Source organism: Arthrobacter sp. APC 3897, from assembly GCF_030407495.1.
Taxonomy (GTDB): Bacteria; Actinomycetota; Actinomycetes; order Actinomycetales; family Micrococcaceae; genus Arthrobacter_B.
Map to the genome: position 1 here is coordinate 40,904 of NZ_JASDDG010000014.1, position 17,617 is coordinate 58,520.

Here is a 17,617-nt window from a genome sequence, read left to right on the forward strand (position 1 = left end):
GTTCACCAAGAAGCCGAGGGCCGGCGTCTAGAGCGGAGAAATGGCCCGGTCGCTTGGCGCCACCGGAGCCGGCAGCCGGGTGGAACCGGTCAGCCACTGGTCCACCGCCGCTGCGCAGGCCCGGCCTTCGGCAATCGCCCAGACAATCAGCGACTGGCCCCGCCCGGCGTCACCGGCGGCAAAGACGCCGGGCGTCTTCGTCATGTAGTAGCCGTCGCGCACCACGTTGGAGCGCTCGTCGAACTCGGCGTTCACCTGCTCGGCCAGTCCGGCCGGCTCCGGGCCGGTGAAGCCCAGCGAGAGGAACACGAGGTCAGCGGGAATAACCCGCTCGGTGCCGGCCTTGGGGACGCGCCGTCCGTCAACGAATTCCGTTTCGGCAATCCGCACACCGGTGAGCCGCCCGTCCTCGCCCACGAACTCCACGGTGGAAGCCAGGTAAGTGCGCTCCCCGCCCTCTTCGTGGGCGCTGGCTGTTTCAAACAGCGTGGGATACATCGGCCACGGCTGATGCGCGGCGCGCTCGGTCGGCGGCTGCTTGCCGATCGCCAGCGTGGTGACGGACGCCGCCTGCTGGCGGTGCGCTGTGCCCAGGCAGTCCGCGCCGGTGTCGCCGCCGCCCAGGATCACCACATGCTTTCCCTCGGCGGAAATCTGGTTCTTCACGTGTTCCCCGGCTACGGCGCGGTTGGCCTGCACCAGGTACTCCATGGCGAAGTGCACGCCGTTCAGTTCACGCCCGGGGATGGGCAGGTCGCGCGGCACGGTGGCTCCGGTAGCCACCACCACGGCGTCATACCGCCGGCGCAGCTGTTCCCAGCTGATGTCGCGGCCCACTTCAACGCCGGTGCGGAACCGCGTGCCCTCGGCCCGCATCTGGTCCAGACGGCGGTCGATCTGCAGTTTTTCCATCTTGAAGTCGGGAATCCCGTAGCGCAGCAGGCCGCCAATCTTGTCATCACGCTCGTACACGGCAACGGTGTGCCCGGCACGGGTAAGCTGCTGGGCGGCCGCCAGTCCCGCGGGCCCCGAGCCAACGACGGCGATGGTCTTGTCCGTGAGACGTTCGGGTGCGTGCGGGGTCACCCAGTTCTCATCGAAGGCCTGGTCAATGATCGAGACCTCAACCTGCTTGATCGTCACCGCCGGCTGGTTGATGCCCAGCACGCAGGAGGATTCGCACGGTGCCGGGCACAGCCGGCCGGTGAACTCAGGGAAGTTGTTGGTGGCGTGCAGCCGTTCAATGGCTTCCCGGCCCTTGTCCCGCCACATCAGGTCATTCCACTCCGGAATGAGGTTCCCCAACGGGCAGCCCTGATGGCAGAACGGAATGCCGCAGTCCATGCAGCGTCCGGCCTGAGCCTTCAGAACGCCCTTCTCCTGGGCTTCGTACACCTCTTTCCAGTCCATGATGCGAACGGGAACAGGCCGTCGCGGCTGCGTTTCGCGGTCGCGTACTTTCAAGAATCCGCGTGGGTCAGCCACCGGTTACCTCCAAGATTTTGGTCCAGGCTTCGGCGCCGTCGGGATCAAGTCCCGCTTCGGCGGCGGAAGCGCGGGCGTCGAGCACGGCAGCGAAGTCACGCGGCAGCACCTTGGTCATTCGGGCCGCCGTGCCGGTGAAGTCCTCCAGCAGGGCCGCTGCCAGTGCCGATTCGGTTTCTTCCACATGCCGGACCAGCAGACCGCGGACAATGTCAGCGTCCTCGGCGTCCAGCGGCTCCAGGCGCAGTTCGCCCTTTTCCAGCGAATCCTTGTTGATCCGCTCCGGCCGGATGTCCAGCAGGTAGGCGGTGCCGCCGGACATGCCGGCACCGAAGTTCCGTCCCGTGGGTCCCAGGATCAGCGCCTGTCCCCCCGTCATGTATTCGCAGCCGTGGTCGCCAATGCCTTCCACGACGGCCGTGGCGCCTGAGTTGCGCACCAGGAAGCGTTCTCCCACCTGCCCGCGCAGGAACATTTCGCCGCTGGTGGCACCGTAGCCGATGACGTTGCCGGCAATGACGTTGACGGCCGCGTCAAAAACGTTGACGCGGTCCGGCCGGACGATAATCCGTCCGCCGGACAGCCCCTTGCCGACGTAGTCGTTCGAGTCGCCGAGCAGGCGCAGCGTGATGCCGGCCGGCAGGAAGGCACCGAGCGACTGCCCTGCCTGGCCGGTGAGGGTCACGTCGATGGTGTCGGTGGCCAGCGTATCGGTGCCAAAGGTCTTGGTGACGGTGTGCCCCAGCATGGTGCCCACAGACCGGTCGGTGTTGACCACGTCCAGCGTGATACGCACCGGATTACGGTTGGTCAGGGCATCGGCACTCATTTCGATCAGCTTGTTGTCGAAATGCGCGTCCAGGTCATGGTTCTGCTTGACCATGTTGCGCATCGGTGCTCCCGGCTCGACGACGTCGGCGCCGCGCAGGACCGGCTCCAGGTCCAGTCCGTCGGCCTTCCAGTGGTCCACCGCGGCCTTGGTGTCCAGCAGCTCGGTGTGCCCAATCGCTTCCTCAAGGGAACGGAAGCCCAGTTCGGCCAGGATTTCACGCACTTCCTCAGCCAGGAACTCGAAGAAGTTGACCACAAATTCGGGCTTGCCGGAGAACCGTGCCCGCAGTTCGGGGTTTTGGGTGGCCACACCCACCGGACAGGTGTCCAGGTGGCAGACCCGCATCATGATGCAGCCGGAGACCACCAGCGGTGCGGTTGCGAAACCGAACTCCTCACCGCCGAGCAGCGCGGCAATCACTACGTCGCGCCCGGTCTTGAGCTGGCCGTCCACCTGCACCACCACGCGGTCGCGCAGGCCGTTGAGCATCAGGGTCTGCTGTGTTTCGGCAAGGCCCAGTTCCCAGGGCGCACCGGCGTGCTTGAGCGAGTTCAGCGGCGAGGCTCCGGTTCCGCCGTCGTGCCCGGAAACGAGAACGACGTCGGCCTTGGCCTTGGTCACACCCGCCGCCACCGTGCCAATGCCGGCTTCGGAGACAAGCTTGACGTGGACCCGTGCGCTCGGGTTGGAACGCTTGAGGTCATAAATCAGCTGAGCGAGGTCTTCGATGGAGTAGATGTCGTGGTGCGGGGGCGGCGAAATCAGGCCGACACCGGGTGTGGAGTGCCGGGTGCGGGCCACCCACGGGTACACCTTCTGGGCCATCAGCTGGCCGCCTTCACCGGGTTTGGCGCCCTGGGCCATCTTGATCTGGATGTCCTCGGCGTTGGTGAGGTACAGGCTGGTGACGCCGAAACGGCCGGAGGCCACCTGCTTGATGGCGGAGCGCCGCTCCGGATCGAGCAGCCGCTCCGGATCCTCGCCGCCCTCGCCGGTGTTCGACTTGCCGCCCAGACGGTTCATGGCAATCGCCAGGGTCTCATGGGCTTCCTGTGAGATGGAGCCGTAGCTCATGGCGCCGGTGGAAAAGCGCTTGACGATGCTGGCGACGGACTCAACTTCCTCCAGCGGAACGGCAGGCCGCTCCCCCGTGCGGAATTCCAGCAGGCCGCGCAGCGTCATCAGGTTCTTCGACTGGTCATCCACGCCCTGGGTGTACGCCTTGAAGATGTCATAACGGCGTTCCCGGGTGGCGTGCTGGAGCCGGAAGACGGTTTCCGGATTGAACAGGTGCGGCGGACCCTCGCGGCGCCACTGGTATTCGCCGCCGTTCTCCAGCGGACGGTGCGGATCCTCGATTTCGTCGTCGGGGTAGGCGCTGGCGTGCCGGGCGGCTGCCTCGGCGGCAATGACGTCCAGGCCGACGCCGCCGAGCTGGGTCTGCGTGCCGTGGAAGAACTCGTCCACCATTTCCTGTCCCAGACCCAGGGCTTCGAAGGTCTGGGCGCCGCAGTAGGAAGCAACGGTGGAGATGCCCATTTTGGACATGATCTTCAGGACGCCCTTGCCCAGGCCCTTGATCAGGTTGGCCACGGCTTCTTCCCGGGTGACCCCCGTGATGTCGCCGTTGCGGACCAGTTCCTCGCAGCTCTCCATGGCCAGGTACGGGTTGACCGCGGAGGCGCCGTAGCCCATGAGCACTGCCACATGGTGGACTTCGCGGACATCGCCCGCTTCGACCAGCAGCGAGATCTTGGTGCGGTTGGCGCTCTTGAGCAGATGGTTGTGCACGGCGGAGAGCAGCAGCAGGGACGGGATGGGAGCCCACTGGGCACTGGAGTCCCGGTCCGACAGCACGATGTACTCGACGCCGCGGTTCACGGCGCCGGAGACTTTTTCGCAGATTTCCAGGATCCGGGCGCGCAGTTCGGACTCGCCGCCCTGCGGCCGGTACAGTCCGCGGACCTTGAGCGCGATCTTTTCGCCGTCGGCGTTGGTCAGCTTGGCGATCTTCGCCAACTGGTCATTGTTAATGACGGGGAAGTTCAGGGCCACCTGGTGGGTGCGGACCTGGCCGGGGGCCAGCAGGTTCCCCACCGGTCCGATGGAGGCGCGCATGGAGGTGACCAGTTCCTCGCGGATGGAGTCCAGCGGCGGGTTGGTGACCTGCGCGAAGGACTGCACAAAGTAGTCAAAGAGCAGCCGCGGGCGCTGGGAAAGCACGGCAATGGGCGTGTCCGAACCCATGGCGCCCAGGGGCTCGGCGCCGGTGCGGGCCATCGGACCGAGCAGGATGCGCAGTTCCTCCTGCGTGTAGCCGAAGGTGCGCTGGCGCCGGTTGATGGACGCCTTCGTGTGCAGCACGTGTTCACGTTCGGGAAGCTCTTCCAGGGAAACCTGGTTTTCCCTGACCCATTCCGCCCACGGATTGGCCGCTGCCATTTCCGCCTTGATTTCGGCGTCCTCGATCAGGCGGCCTGCGCCGGTATCCACCAGGAACATCTTGCCCGGGGAGACGCGGCCCTTGCGGACCACCTTGGCCGGATCGATGTCCACGACGCCCACCTCGGAGGCGAGCACCACCAGTCCGTCCTCGGTCACCCAGTAGCGTGCCGGGCGCAGGCCGTTGCGGTCCAGGACCGCCCCCACCTGGTTGCCGTCCGTGAAGGACACCGCTGCCGGGCCGTCCCACGGTTCCATGAGCATTGAGTGGTACTGGTAAAAGGCACGGCGGGCCGGATCCATGGTGGCATGGTTTTCCCAGGCCTCGGGGATCATCATCATGATGGCGTGCGTGATGGGCCGGCCGGACAGCATCAGCAGCTCGGCAACCTCGTCAAAAGACGCCGAATCCGATGCACCGGGAGTGCAGATGGGGAACAGCTCTTCCGGGGTCTCCCCCAGCAGCGGGCTCTTCAGCTGGGACTGGCGGGCGCGCATCCAGTTGCGGTTGCCCTTGACCGTGTTGATCTCGCCGTTGTGCGCGATGGTGCGGAACGGCTGGGCCAGCGGCCAGGACGGGAAGGTGTTGGTGGAGAACCTGGAGTGGACAATACCCAGTTTGGTCTTGAAGCGCGGATCCGACAGATCGGGATAGAACGGTTCAAGCTGTGCGGTGGTCAGCATGCCCTTGTAGACCATGGTCTTGGAGGACAGCGAGGGGAAGTAAACGCCGAACTTGTTCTGCGAACGTTTGCGGACGCGGAAGGCGCGGGCGTCCAGGTCGGAGGCGTCGCCGTCGGCCGGTGCCAGGAACACCTGTTCGAAGTGCGGCATGCAGGCGCGGGACATGGCGCCCACGAGGTCAGCCACCACGGGCACCTCGCGCCAGCCGAGGACCGTCAGGCCCTCGGACTCGGCCATGGCCTCGACGCCGGCGCGGGCGGTCTCCTGTTCCCTGGCTTCGGAGGGAAGGAAGGCGGTGCCGGCAGCGTAGGTTCCGGGCGCCGGAAGCGTGAAACCGGCCACGGCGCGGAAGAACTCATCGGGGACCTGGGTCAGCAGGCCGGCACCGTCGCCGGTGCCTTCATCAGCCCCTACGGCACCGCGGTGTTCCAGGTTGCGCAGGGCAGTCAGGGCCGCATCGACGATGTCGTGCCCGGGCTCGCCGCGCAGGGTGGCTATTACGGCCAGGCCGCAGGCGTCCTTTTCATTCTCGGCGCGGTAGAGACCGGAGTCAGCCGGAAAGTTCGCGAAGCGGGTGAACGGCGAGACTACAGGTGTGCCTGTGCCGCCGGGCGGAAACGGTTCAGTCATGAGAGGTAAGTCCTTCCCCCTGATTGAGCGGTGGGAGGGGACGACGCTGGCCCCACGGCGGACGGTGAGACGTTCCGCGGTGTCTTGATGTTCACGGACAGACCTGCGGTGTGGTTCCCGCGGCCCTGTCCGGGCGGCCACGGCGATGTGGCAGGAGCACCCGCCGCGAGGGTGGCCCGGGCCGGTGCTAGTTGGCAGTACCCGGTGTCCCGGGCTTGCGAGAATCTGTGTCCTCGTTTTTTGTCTCTGCGAGATTAGCACGCGTCTGTTGCGCTGATGCTCGGGATCCGGAATTTGAAGATTCTGTTTCCGTCTTGTTACCGGCCTCACTTTCCGCGACAGCGGGTTCCGGTTCCCGGCCGGAAAGGTACAGGGAGCCTTCCTGCCCTTTTTTGGCGCGGATTGTCAGGAAAACAAACATCGCCACGGAGAAGATCAGCAGCGCGATGCTGGTCCATACGTTCAGGCGTTGTGTGACGCCGAAGACCGTAATCATTTCAGCGTCGTCGATCCGCAGGATCTCGATCCACAGCCGGCCCAGGGTGTAGTACGCAGCGTAGATCCAGAACAGGCGGCCGCCGCGCAGCCGGAACTTCTTGTCCAGGGCAAGCAGCAGCACCACGCCGGCGAGGCACCAGAGCGACTCATAGAGGAAGGTGGGATGGAACAGGGTTCCCGGCGCTGTCCCGTCCGGGAAGTTTGGATTGTTAGCGTCGATTTCCAGGCCCCACGGCACGTCAGTGGGACTGCCGAAGAGCTCCTGGTTGAACCAGTTGCCCCAGCGGCCTACGGCCTGGGCCAGCAGCAGGCCGGGGACGCCGACGTCGGCAAAGGTGGACAGTTTAATGCCGGCGCGGCGGCAGCCGATCCAGGCACCCACGGCACCAAGGGCCACCGCACCCCAGATGCCCAGCCCGCCGCGCCAGATCTGCGGAATCAGGGAGAGGTCGCCGTTCGCGCCAAAATAGGCGGCCGGCGAGGAGACGACGTGGTACAGGCGCCCGCCGATGATGCCGAAGGGGATTGCCCAGATGGCAATGTCCCACACGGCTTCTTCGGGGAGCCCGCGGCGCTTCCAGCGCACCGATGTCATCCACAGGGCCAGGATGATGCCGGCCAGGATACAGAGGGCATAGGTGTGGATGGTCAGCGGCCCCAGCGAGAAGCTGCTGAAGTCCGCGGGCGGGCTGGGAATGCTGGCCGGGGCGACCACGGACGTCAGGTGCATTAGCTGTTCTTTCGGGTTCCGGTGCTGAGTTCACGGGCCAGGTCCGCCACGGCGGGGACACCGCCGTCGCGCAGTGCGGCAACCAGTGCGGTGCCCACGATCACGCCGTCCGCGTACGCGCCGATTTCACGGACATGACCGGAGTTGGAGACGCCAAGGCCCACACAAACACGCTCTGCGCCGGCGGCGCGGGCTGCGGAGACAACGTCCCTGGCGGCCGTGCTCACTGAGGTGCGCGCACCGGTCACGCCCATGATGGACACCGCGTAAACGAAGCCGCGGCTCGCAGCGACGGTGCTCTTCATACGCTCGGGGGTGGACGAGGGCGCCACCAGGAACACCCGGTCCAGTCCGTACTTATCCGATGCAGCCATCCATTCCGACGCTTCATCCGGGATGAGGTCCGGGGTGATCAGCCCGGCTCCCCCGGCTTCGGCCAGCCGGCGGGAAAACTCCTCCACGCCCAAACGGACCACGGGGTTCCAGTACGTCATGACCAGCACGGCGGCGTCGGTGGCAGCGGTGATGCCGGCAACGACGTCGAACACCTGGCTGACGCGGAAACCGGAGGCCAGCGCTTCTGTGGTGGCGGCCTGAATGACGTGGCCGTCCATGACCGGATCGGAGTACGGAATACCGATTTCAATCAGGTCCGCGCCGTTGCGCGCCAGGGCAATGCCGGCGTCGATGGTTTCCTGCACGCCGGGGTAGCCTGCGGGCAGGTAACCAATCAGCGCTGAGCGGCCGTCAGCGGCGGCCCGGTCAATCGCAGCGGCGGACTTGCTGAGGGCAGCCGTTCCCGCGCCGGAGGTGTTGTCGACTGCGGTGCTCACAGCTGTTCCCCTTCTTTGCCGATTTCTGCTTCGGCTGATGTGTCATCCAGCAGGTTGAACCATTCAGCGGCGGTGGCCACGTCCTTGTCTCCGCGGCCGGAGAGGTTCACGAGCACGATCTTTTCGGACACGTCGCCGCCGCCGGCCGCCAGGCGCTGACCCACCTTGATGGCTCCGGCCAGTGCGTGAGCGGATTCGATCGCGGGGATGATGCCTTCGGTGCGGCAGAGCAGCTGGAAAGCGTCCATCGCTTCGCTGTCGGTGATGGGCTCATAGGAGACCCGGCCGATGTCGGAGAGGTAGGAGTGTTCCGGGCCTACACCGGGGTAGTCCAGGCCGGCGGAGATGGAGTGGGATTCCACAGTCTGGCCGTCTTCATCCTGCATCAGGTAGGACCGGGCACCGTGCAGCACTCCGGGGCGGCCCAGGGTGATGGTGGCGGCGTGGCGGCCGGTTTCGACGCCGTCGCCGCCGGCTTCAAACCCGTAAATCTTCACTTCCGGGTCATCCAGGAAACCGTGGAAAATGCCGATGGCGTTGGAGCCGCCGCCGATGCAGGCGCAGACGGCGTCAGGCAGCCGGCCGGTCTGTTCCAGGATCTGGGCGCGGGCTTCTTCGCCAATAACTTCGTGGAAGAACCGCACCATGGCAGGGAACGGATGGGCTCCGGCAGCAGTGCCGAGCAGGTAGTGGGTGTTGTCCACGTTGGCAACCCAGTCGCGCAGCGCCTCGTTGATGGCGTCCTTGAGCGTAGCCGAGCCGTGGCTGACCGGGATGACGGTGGCGCCAAGCAGCTCCATCCGCGCCACGTTCAGGGCCTGCCTGCGGCAGTCCTCGGCGCCCATGTACACCACGCACTCCAGGCCGAGCAGGGCCGCGGCGGTGGCGCTGGCCACGCCGTGCTGGCCGGCGCCGGTCTCAGCGATGATGCGGGTCTTGCCCATTCGCTTGGCCAGCAGTGCCTGGCCCAGGACGTTGTTGATCTTGTGCGAGCCGGTATGGTTCAGGTCTTCGCGCTTCAGGAACAACCGGACGCCGCCGGCGTGCTCGGCGAAACGCTTTGCTTCAGTGAGCAGTGACGGCCGGCCGGAGTAGTTCTTGTTCAGTTCAGCAATCTGGGCGCGGAACTCCGGGTCAGCCTTGGCCTTCTCGAAGGTGTCTTCCAGCTCGTCCAGCGCGGCAATCAGGGATTCCGGCATCCAGCGGCCGCCGTACTCTCCGAAGTACGGGCCGGAGGCGTGGCGCAGCGAACCATGAACGTTCAGGAACGCTTCAGCCACCTCTTCCGTGACGGATCCGGCCGCGGCGCGCTGCGCCTCGTCCGCAGGTGCGGTGTCAGTGGAAGTGACTGGTGACGCGGCGTCAGCGTGTGCTGAGCCGGTCTGGTCCGGATTCCCGGTCATGGGGCTGGTTCCTGTCCTGCTTTGGTCCGGACGGCGGACCGCCCGGACAGGGATTATGTTGCGCCGTCGGCCTGCCGTCAGTCCTTGCCGTGCAGCTGCCGGGCGGCGATGGCCTTGCGGCCGGTCTGGGTGAAGTGGGCGATGGTGGCCGCCGGATCGTTGTGCCGCACCAGGGCCTCGCCCACCAGGACGGCGTTGGCGCCGTCCGCAGCGTACTGCTCCACGTCGGCGGCGTCCCGGACTCCGGATTCGGCGATCACGAGCGCTCCGGCGGGGATGCTGCCGGCCAGCGGCGCGAAGACAGAACGGTCAACGTCCAGGGTTTTCAGATTGCGTACGTTAACACCAATGATCCTGGCCCCAACGGCAACGGCGCGTTCAACTTCCTGCCGGGTATGCGTCTCCACCAGGGCGTTCATGCCCAGCTCGTGGGTGAGAGCCAGGAAATCCTTCAGCTGTGCATCGTCCAGGGCGGCCACGATGAGCAGCACCAGATCGGCGCCGTGTGCCCGGGCTTCCCAGATTTGGTACTCGTCAACGGTGAAGTCCTTGCGCAGCAGCGGAATCCGCACCGCCGCACGGACGGCATCGAAATCGGCCAGGGACCCGCCGAAACGGCGCTGTTCAGTGAGCACACTGATGACTGCGGCGCCGCCGCGTTCATAGTGTGCTGCCAGCGAGGCGGGGTCGGCGATGTCAGCGAGGGCACCCTTGGAGGGGCTGCTCCTTTTAACCTCGGCGATGACCCGGAGATCATCCCGGGTGTCCGAGTCGCCGCCCAGCGCCGCAAAGGCGTCCAGTGCGGGAGCCGCCGCACGGGCGCGCTCCCGCATCTGTTCCAGCGGAACAGCTTGCCGGCGGGCGTCAAGGTCCTCGGCGACGCCGGCAATGATGTCGTCCAGGACGCTCATTATTTAGTGGCCGCTGTTGGAGAGCTTCGAGCCGCCTACACCGTAGCCGGCCTTCTTCATGATGAAGCCGACCACCAGGCCCAGGGCCATGACGCCCAGGCCGATGCAGAACCACAGCACGCTGGCGATGATGAAGCCCACGCTGGAGATGCCGGCGCCGACGATCATGATCAGGACACAGGTCCAGGCCGCGGGGGTGTTGCCGTGGCCAATGGTTTCATCATGGATGCTGGCGTGGCGCTGGGCTTCATTCTCGGGCTTGGTGTCAACGTTGCTGCGGGTGGCGTTTGAGCTCATGGTAAATCTCCTCTGTACGAATCAGTTTCCATTCTGCCATTGACTGGCGGAAACTCGTTCACGTGTTGCGGTGCTTTGCCGGATCCGGCCGGTGCCGGTCCGTCGGGGTTTTGGTTCAGCGGTAATTCGTGGGGTCATCCCCGCGGGAGAGCCGGTCCCAGCTGTCGATGTCATCAACCGGTTCCGGCCCCCCGCCGTTGGTGTCTGCGGCGGGCGAACCGGTTCCCGGCGTCGTGCTTTCGGATCCGGAAGCGGCGGTTGCCGTACCGGCGGCCGCTACCGGTGCGTACCGGCGTGACGACGTCCAGCTGCGGCTGGCTGCGGCCAGCCAGGCGCCGGTAAGGGCAATGAGGACTCCTGACACGAGCGCCGCCCACGGCATGACCGTCAGGGTGACCTCGGTGCCGGCGGCCCCGCTGACACCGATGGCCTGGCCGATGGCTCCGGCAGCTCCCTGCGCGGGGTCGCTGATCACGGTCCAGCTGGCGGCGGCCACACCGACACCGGCGACCATCAGGATCACGCTGACGATCCAGCGGGCCACCGGACCGGCGATGGAGGCCGCCAGCCCTGCGGTAATGGCCACGACGGCGAAGGCGGTCACCGCCGTGGCGGCGTCGGATCCGGAAACGGCCAGGTCAGGGGTCTGGACGGCCGTTGCGGGCAGTTGGACGTTCAGCCAGGTGCGCGTGGTGGTGGCAAAGGCTGCGATGCCGAAGAGCACCGCCGCCATGATGACGGTTCCCTTGCGCTGCCACCGTTTGGTGGGTGTGCTCACTGCGGTACTTCCTGCTCTGCGGATTGGGGGGTGGAGAAAACGGGTGATGCGGCAACGGTTTCCAGGCTCCGGGCGATCAGGGCCGCGCGCAGAGGTGCGGCTGCCTTGTTCACGGTTTCCTGGGCTTCGGCTTCCAAATCGGAGTCCGCAACGATGCCGCCGCCGGCCTGGACATAGGCCTTGCCGCCGCGCAGCAGCGCGGAGCGGATGGCAATGGCCATGTCCATGTCACCGGCGAAGTCAAGGTAGCCCACCACGCCGCCGTAGATGCCGCGGCGGTGTGGTTCCAGCTCATCCAGCAGGCGCAGTGCGCGGGGCTTGGGCGCTCCGGAGAGGGTTCCGGCCGGGAATGTCGCGGCCAGGACGTCATAGGCGCTGCGCTGCGGTGAGAGTTCGCCGACGACGGTGGAGACCAGGTGCATGATGTGGCTGAACCGTTCCACCTCCATGAACTGGGTGACGTCCACGGAGCCGGGGACGCATACCTTGGAGAGGTCGTTGCGGGCCAGATCCACCAGCATGAGGTGTTCGGCGCGTTCCTTTTCGTCCGCCAGCAGTTCATCGGCCAGGGCACGGTCCGCGTCGGTTCCTTTGCCGCGTGGGCGGGATCCGGCGATGGGATGCGTGATGACTTCGCTGCCGGTAACGGTCACCAGTGCCTCGGGCGAGGAACCGACGACGGCAAACGGGTTGCCGCGGGAGTCCTCGAAGTTAAACAGGTACATGTAGGGGCTGGGGTTGGTGTTGCGCAGCACCCGGTAGACGTCCAGCGGGTCCGCGGTGCAGTCCAGCTCGAAGCGGCGGGAAATGACCACCTGGAACACTTCACCGTCCACAATGGCTTCCTTGCCCCGCTGCACCGCCTTGGTGTAATCGGGTTTGGGCCAGGATTCCTTGACGCCGTCGGTGAGCGTGGAGGTGTCCACGGTGCCGCCGTGCAGCACGGAGACCGGCTGCGGGGTGGGTTCAGCCAGCCGCTGCAGCATGGAGTTCACGCGGGCCACGGCGTCATGCCAGGCTTCGTCCACCCGCTCGTCGGAGCCGTCCATGTTGATGGCGTTGGCCACCAGCATCACGGTGCCGTTGGAGTTGTCATGGATGGCCATGTCCGAGACCAGGTTCATGGCCAGTTCCGGCAGGTCCAGGTCATCAGCGGGAGGGTTCGGCAGTTTCTCCCAGTGCCTTACGGTTTCCCAGCCCACAAAACCCACCAGGCCTGAGGTGAACGGCGGCACGCCGTCCAGCCGCTCGGTCTGCAGCAGCTCGATGGTGCGGGCCACGGCTTCCACCGGGTTCCCGTCCAGCGGCACGCCGGCCGGCGGCTCGCCCAGCCAGTGGGTCCCGCCGTCGTGCGTGGTCAGCGTGGCGCGGGAGGCGGCACCGATAAACGAGTAACGGGACCAGACGCCGCCCGCGGCGGCGGATTCCATCAGGAAGGTTCCCGGGGCGCCGGCGGTGAGCTTGCGGTAGATGCCGATGGGCGTGTGGGCATCGGCCAGCACGCTTAGGTGCACCGGAACCACGCGGTGCTCAGCGGCAAGGGCCCGGAATTCCTCGAGGCCGGGACGGATAACTCCTAGATCCTGCATGTGTCTGGTTTCTTTCCGGGTCAGCTGGCGGCGTCGGTTGCGGCCAGAACGGGAAGCTCCCGGCCGTCAAAGCAGGTGTGCGTTCCGGTGTGGCACGCGGCCCCCACCTGGTCCACCCGGACCAGAAGGGCATCGCCGTCGCAGTCCAGGGCCACTGATTTGACCCACTGGACGTGCCCGGAGGTATCGCCCTTGCGCCAGTATTCCTGCCGTGAGCGGGACCAGAAGGTCACCCGGCCCGTGGTCAGGGTGCGGTGCAGCGCTTCGTCATCCATCCAGCCGAGCATCAGGACCTCGCCGGTGTCATGCTGCTGAACGACGGCGGCCACCAGACCCGCGTCATCGCGCTTCAGGGCGGCGCTGATTGCAGGGTCCAGACCGGGTGCCGGCGGGAATTCGGAGGAAGAGTTTTGAGGAGACATCACATCGATTCTAGTGTGTTTGGCCGCAGCCCACTCTCCGGGCCCGTCGCCCGCGCCAAAAAGCGCTTAACGTGCTAGTTTCAGCAGTGATGCGATACGTACAACCTTCCCGTGAAGTCCTGGCCGAAACGTTGCTTGCGGCCGGTCCTCAAGCGCCCACTTTGTGCGAAGGCTGGCAGACCAAGGACCTGGCCGCCCATCTGTATTTAAGGGAGCACAAGCCTGCCGCAGCCCTGGGGTTCTTTCTGAAGCCCTTCGCCGCCAAGACGGACAGGGCCATGGAGGAAACGGCGGCCAAGTCCTCCACCACGGAGGGGTACGCGAAACTGGTCCGTGCTTTCCGCGCCGGCCCCCCGCGCCTGTCCCCCATGCATCTGAAGGCCGTGGACAACAGCGCCAACCTCGTGGAGTACTTCATCCATACCGAAGACGTGCGCCGCGCCGGAGACCGCTGGGCTCCGCGTGCCCTGGATGAAGGCTATTCGGATGCGCTGTGGGCGGAACTGATCAAGCGTGCAGCCCTGCTGTACCGCGGCGTGGACCTCGGCATTGTGCTGGTCCGCCCGGACGGGCCCCGTCACGTCGCCAAGCGCGCTCCCGTCTCGGTGGCCATCATCGGTGAACCGAGTGAACTGCTGATGCACGCCCATGGCCGCACCAAGCAGGCCCTGGTGATGTTCGAGGGCCAGCCGGACGCCGTCGCACTGCTGGAAAGCGCCGACATCGGGATCTAGCTGGCAGTGCTGATGCCACCCTCGGGGGTGGGTGATCGGATCGGGTGCCTCCATGCGGGTTTGCTTCGCGCGCCGCCAAACGGCGGGCACGCAAAAGGGCGCCCCGCCAAACGGCGGAGCGCCCTGAGGATACTCGGGCTGAACCTTAGATGGTTGCCGCATCGATAACGAAGCGGTAACGCACGTCAGACTTCAGCACGCGCTCGTAAGCCGTGTTGATCTCTGCGGCGTCGATCAGTTCAATCTCCGGAGCAATGTTGTGCTCGGCGCAGAAGTCGAGCATCTCCTGGGTTTCAGCGATGCTGCCGATGCCCGAGGAAGCAAAGGAGCGGCGGTTTCCCATGAGGGCAAACACGGAGATCGGCAGCGGTTCGGGCGGGGCACCTACGTTCACGATGGTGCCGTCCAGACGGAGCAGCGACAGGTACTGCTGCATGTCCACCGGTGCGCTGACCGTGTTGATGATCAGGTCGAACGTGTTGGCCAGCTTTTCGAAGGTGCCGGCGTCGCTTGTGGCGTAGTAGTGCTCGGCGCCGAACCGCAGGCCGTCATCCTGCTTGTTCAGCGACTGCGACAGCACAGTCACCTCGGCACCCATGGCCGCGGCAATCTTCACGGCCATGTGGCCGAGTCCGCCCATGCCAACCACAGCAACCTTCTTACCCGGGCCGGCGTTCCAGTGTGCCAGGGGTGAGTAGGTGGTGATGCCGGCGCACAGCAGCGGGGCGGCAGCCTCGTAGGGGATGCTCTCCGGCACGCTCAGGACAAAGTCCTCAACGACGACGATGGACGTGGAGTACCCGCCCTGGGTGATGGTCCCGTCGCGGTCCACCGCGGTGTAGGTTCCGGTGTTGCCCTTGAGGCAGTAATTCTCCATTCCGGCCTTGCAGTTCTCGCACTCGCGGCAGGAGTTGACCATGCAGCCAACACCAACGCGGTCGCCTACCTTGTGGCGGGTTACCTCGGAGCCAATTTCGGCGACGGTGCCCACAATCTCGTGGCCCACCACCTGCGGGTACTTGATCTGGCCCCATTCTCCGCGGACAGTGTGGATGTCCGAGTGGCAGACACCGGCGTAAGCGATATCAATGCGGACATCATGGGAGCCGACATCGCGCCGTTCAATGGTTGTGGGAACCAGATCATCGGTGGGCGAGGTGGCAGCGTAAGCACGTGCGGTAGTCATACTTCTCCAAAACTCTGGGGGAAAGTGCCGTAGGGCACTTAGGGCACAAGTCCGCTGCGCCGTCTTTTATTTCCGGATCAGCCATAGACGGCGCAGAAGATTTCCGAACAAGGCTTGGCAGCCTCCCGAAGGCCGCCGCCCAGTTGGCGGCAGCCCCGGGAAGTCTGGGTTAGCGGACCGGATACCCGGCGTCGCGGATGGCCTGCTTGACCTGCTGGATGGCGTCATCCGGGCCGAAGTGGAACACCGAAGCGGCCAGGACGGCGTCAGCGCCGGCAATCACGGCGGCCGGGAAGTGCTCCGGCTTGCCGGCTCCGCCGGAGGCGATCAGCGGAACCTTCACGGCAGCCCGGACGGCCTGGATCATCTCGATGTCAAAACCCTCGCGGGTGCCGTCTGCGTCGATGGAGTTCAGCAGGATCTCCCCCACGCCGCGGTCCGCTGCTTCGCGGGCCCAGGCGACGGCGTCGATCCCGGTTCCCCGGCGCCCGCCGTGGGTGGTGATTTCAAAGCCCGACGGCGTGGCGCCGTCGTGCGTCCGCCTCGCGTCCACGGAGAGCACCAGCACCTGGGAGCCGAAGTGGCGGGTGATTTCGTCGATGACGTCCGGGCGGGCCACGGCGGCGGAGTTGATGGACGCCTTGTCCGCGCCGGAGCGCAGCAGCTTGTCCACGTCCGCGATGCCGCGCACTCCCCCGCCGACGGTCAGCGGGATGAACACTTCCTCGGCGGTGCGGGAGACGACGTCGAACACGTTGTCCCGGTTGCCCGAGGATGCCGTGACATCCAGGAAGGTCAGTTCGTCGGCGCCGGCCTTGTCATACCGGTGGGCAAGCTCCACCGGGTCCCCGGCGTCGCGCAGTCCCTCGAAGTTGATGCCTTTGACCACGCGGCCTGCATCAACATCCAGGCACGGGATGACGCGGATGGCAACACTCATGGCGGGCTCCCCTAGATCCGGCAGGCGTGGATGGTGCTGACGAGGATGGCGCGGGCGCCGATGTCGTACAGCTCGTCCATGATCCGGTTGGTGTCGGTGCGCTTGACCATGGAGCGCACGGCCACCCAGTCGGAGTCCCGCAGCGGCGAGACGGTGGGCGATTCCAGGCCGGGGGTGCGGGCGGCGGCTTCTTCGAGCAGGTCGCGGCGCACGTCGTAGTCCATCATCACGTACTGGCGTGCCACCAGGACGCCGCGCAGGCGGCGGATCAGCACATCCAGGCCGGCGGGGTGCTCGGCGTTTTTGCGGCCGATCAGGACGGCCTCGGACTTCAGGATCGGCTCTCCGAAAATCTCCATCCCCGCGGCGCGGAGGGTGGTGCCGGTTTCGACGACGTCGGCAATCGCGTCCGCGACGCCGAGGCGCACGGAGGATTCCACGGCGCCGTCGAGGCGGACCACGGAGGCGGTGATGCCGCGTTCGGCCAGGTAGGCGCGCAGCAGGCCGTCGTAGCTGGTGGCCACGCGCTTGCCTTCGAGCTGCTCAATGGAGGTGAAGTCCCCCACCGGGCCGGCGAAGCGGAAGGTGGAGGCGCCGAAGCCGAGGCTCATCAGTTCCTCGGCGTCCACCTGGGCGTCCAGGAACAGGTCGCGGCCGGTGAGGCCGACGTCGAGCGTTCCGGCGCCGACGTACACGGCGATGTCGCGGGGGCGGAGGAAGAAGAACTCAACCTCGTTATCGGGGTCCACCATGACCAGTTCGCGGGAATCGCGGCGCTGGCGGTAGCCCGCCTCGTTGAGCATGGCGGAGGCGGATTCGGACAGGGCACCCTTGTTGGGTACGGCTACGCGGAGCATGGTTGCATCTTTCGCTGGAAGTTTTGTCGCTGCAATGTGGTGCTGCAAAGGGAGTTGTTCGACCGGCGGGCCACACACTGACGCTTGGTCAGCGCGCGGCTAGAGATGCTTGTAGACGTCCTGCAGGGTCAGGCCTTTGGCGAGCATCAGGACCTGGAGATGGTAGAGCAGCTGAGAGATTTCTTCGGCGCATTCGGCATCAGATTCGTATTCGGCGGCCATCCATACTTCGGCGGCCTCCTCAACAACCTTCTTACCGATGCCATGCACGCCCGACTCGAATTCGGCCACGGTGCGTGACCCGGCGGGGCGCTCCTGAACTTTCTGACTCAGCTCGGCAAAGAGGTCTTCGAAGGTTTTCACAGT

At 66.0% G+C, this 17,617-nt stretch carries 14 protein-coding genes and 1 pseudogene; 1 reads left to right on the forward strand and 14 read right to left on the reverse strand.

The features are described 5' to 3' along the window. Nucleotides 1-27: 27 nt before the first annotated feature. From QMA10_RS08545 to hisI, 10 genes and pseudogenes are all read right to left on the reverse strand, one after another. Nucleotides 28-1,485, reverse strand: coding sequence for a glutamate synthase subunit beta (locus QMA10_RS08545; RefSeq protein WP_290167507.1), 1,458 nt, complete (start codon nt 1,483-1,485; stop codon nt 28-30). Further along, nucleotides 1,478-6,073: a glutamate synthase large subunit gene (gene gltB, locus QMA10_RS08550; protein ID WP_290167509.1), complete on the reverse strand. Its 4,596-nt coding sequence runs from the start codon at nt 6,071-6,073 to the stop codon at nt 1,478-1,480. Before gltB ends, QMA10_RS08545 begins: the two co-directional genes overlap by 8 nt. Beyond that, nucleotides 6,070-7,301: pseudogene (lgt, locus tag QMA10_RS08555) on the reverse strand (prolipoprotein diacylglyceryl transferase). The gene gltB and the pseudogene lgt overlap by 4 nt, the downstream one beginning before the upstream one ends. Then, nucleotides 7,301-8,134 carry a tryptophan synthase subunit alpha gene (gene trpA / locus QMA10_RS08560; RefSeq protein WP_290167514.1) on the reverse strand — a complete coding sequence of 278 codons (834 nt, stop codon included), beginning with the start codon at nt 8,132-8,134 and terminating at the stop codon, nt 7,301-7,303. Before trpA ends, lgt begins: the two are co-directional and overlap by 1 nt. After that, on the reverse strand, nt 8,131-9,537 hold the full coding sequence (gene trpB / locus QMA10_RS08565; RefSeq protein WP_290167516.1) for a tryptophan synthase subunit beta: 1,407 nt from the start codon (nt 9,535-9,537) through the stop codon (nt 8,131-8,133). The genes trpA and trpB overlap by 4 nt, the downstream gene beginning before the upstream one ends. Before the next feature lie 77 nt (nt 9,538-9,614). Then, entirely contained in the window at nt 9,615-10,448 is an 834-nt protein-coding gene (gene trpC, locus QMA10_RS08570) for an indole-3-glycerol phosphate synthase TrpC (RefSeq protein WP_290167519.1), read from the reverse strand. 3 nt (nt 10,449-10,451) lie between these two features. Continuing rightward, a complete protein-coding gene (locus QMA10_RS08575; protein ID WP_290167520.1) occupies nt 10,452-10,745 on the reverse strand; it encodes an HGxxPAAW family protein in 294 nt (97 codons plus the stop codon). A gap of 115 nt (nt 10,746-10,860) precedes the next feature. After that, on the reverse strand, nt 10,861-11,523 hold the full coding sequence (locus tag QMA10_RS08580) for a Trp biosynthesis-associated membrane protein (RefSeq protein WP_290167521.1): 663 nt from the start codon (nt 11,521-11,523) through the stop codon (nt 10,861-10,863). Continuing rightward, the gene (locus QMA10_RS08585; RefSeq protein WP_290167525.1) at nt 11,520-13,112 is read right to left on the reverse strand and encodes an anthranilate synthase component I; all 1,593 of its coding nucleotides are present in this window, start codon (nt 13,110-13,112) and stop codon (nt 11,520-11,522) included. Before QMA10_RS08585 ends, QMA10_RS08580 begins: the two co-directional genes overlap by 4 nt. A 20-nt stretch (nt 13,113-13,132) precedes the next feature. Beyond that, nucleotides 13,133-13,534, reverse strand: a complete 402-nt coding sequence (gene hisI / locus QMA10_RS08590) for a phosphoribosyl-AMP cyclohydrolase (RefSeq protein ID WP_290167527.1) — start codon at nt 13,532-13,534, stop codon at nt 13,133-13,135. 89 nt (nt 13,535-13,623) lie between these two features. On the opposite strand from hisI, the gene QMA10_RS08595 reads away from it, so the two are divergent. Next, nucleotides 13,624-14,268: a TIGR03085 family metal-binding protein gene (locus QMA10_RS08595; protein ID WP_290167529.1), complete on the forward strand. Its 645-nt coding sequence runs from the start codon at nt 13,624-13,626 to the stop codon at nt 14,266-14,268. A 145-nt stretch (nt 14,269-14,413) separates the two neighbouring features. Here the strand turns inward: QMA10_RS08595 and QMA10_RS08600 are convergent, their stop codons facing one another. The 4 genes from QMA10_RS08600 to QMA10_RS08615 form a co-directional block, all read right to left on the reverse strand. After that, nucleotides 14,414-15,454, reverse strand: coding sequence for an NAD(P)-dependent alcohol dehydrogenase (locus tag QMA10_RS08600; RefSeq protein WP_290167530.1), 1,041 nt, complete (start codon nt 15,452-15,454; stop codon nt 14,414-14,416). Nucleotides 15,455-15,623: 169 nt separating this feature from the next. Beyond that, complete coding sequence (gene hisF, locus QMA10_RS08605) at nt 15,624-16,394, reverse strand: imidazole glycerol phosphate synthase subunit HisF (protein WP_290167532.1); 771 nt, start codon at nt 16,392-16,394, stop codon at nt 15,624-15,626. 11 nt (nt 16,395-16,405) lie between these two features. Next, complete coding sequence (gene hisG / locus QMA10_RS08610) at nt 16,406-17,251, reverse strand: ATP phosphoribosyltransferase (protein WP_290167533.1); 846 nt, start codon at nt 17,249-17,251, stop codon at nt 16,406-16,408. A gap of 99 nt (nt 17,252-17,350) precedes the next feature. Beyond that, a complete protein-coding gene (locus QMA10_RS08615; protein ID WP_290167534.1) occupies nt 17,351-17,614 on the reverse strand; it encodes a phosphoribosyl-ATP diphosphatase in 264 nt (87 codons plus the stop codon). Nucleotides 17,615-17,617 lie beyond the last annotated feature (3 nt).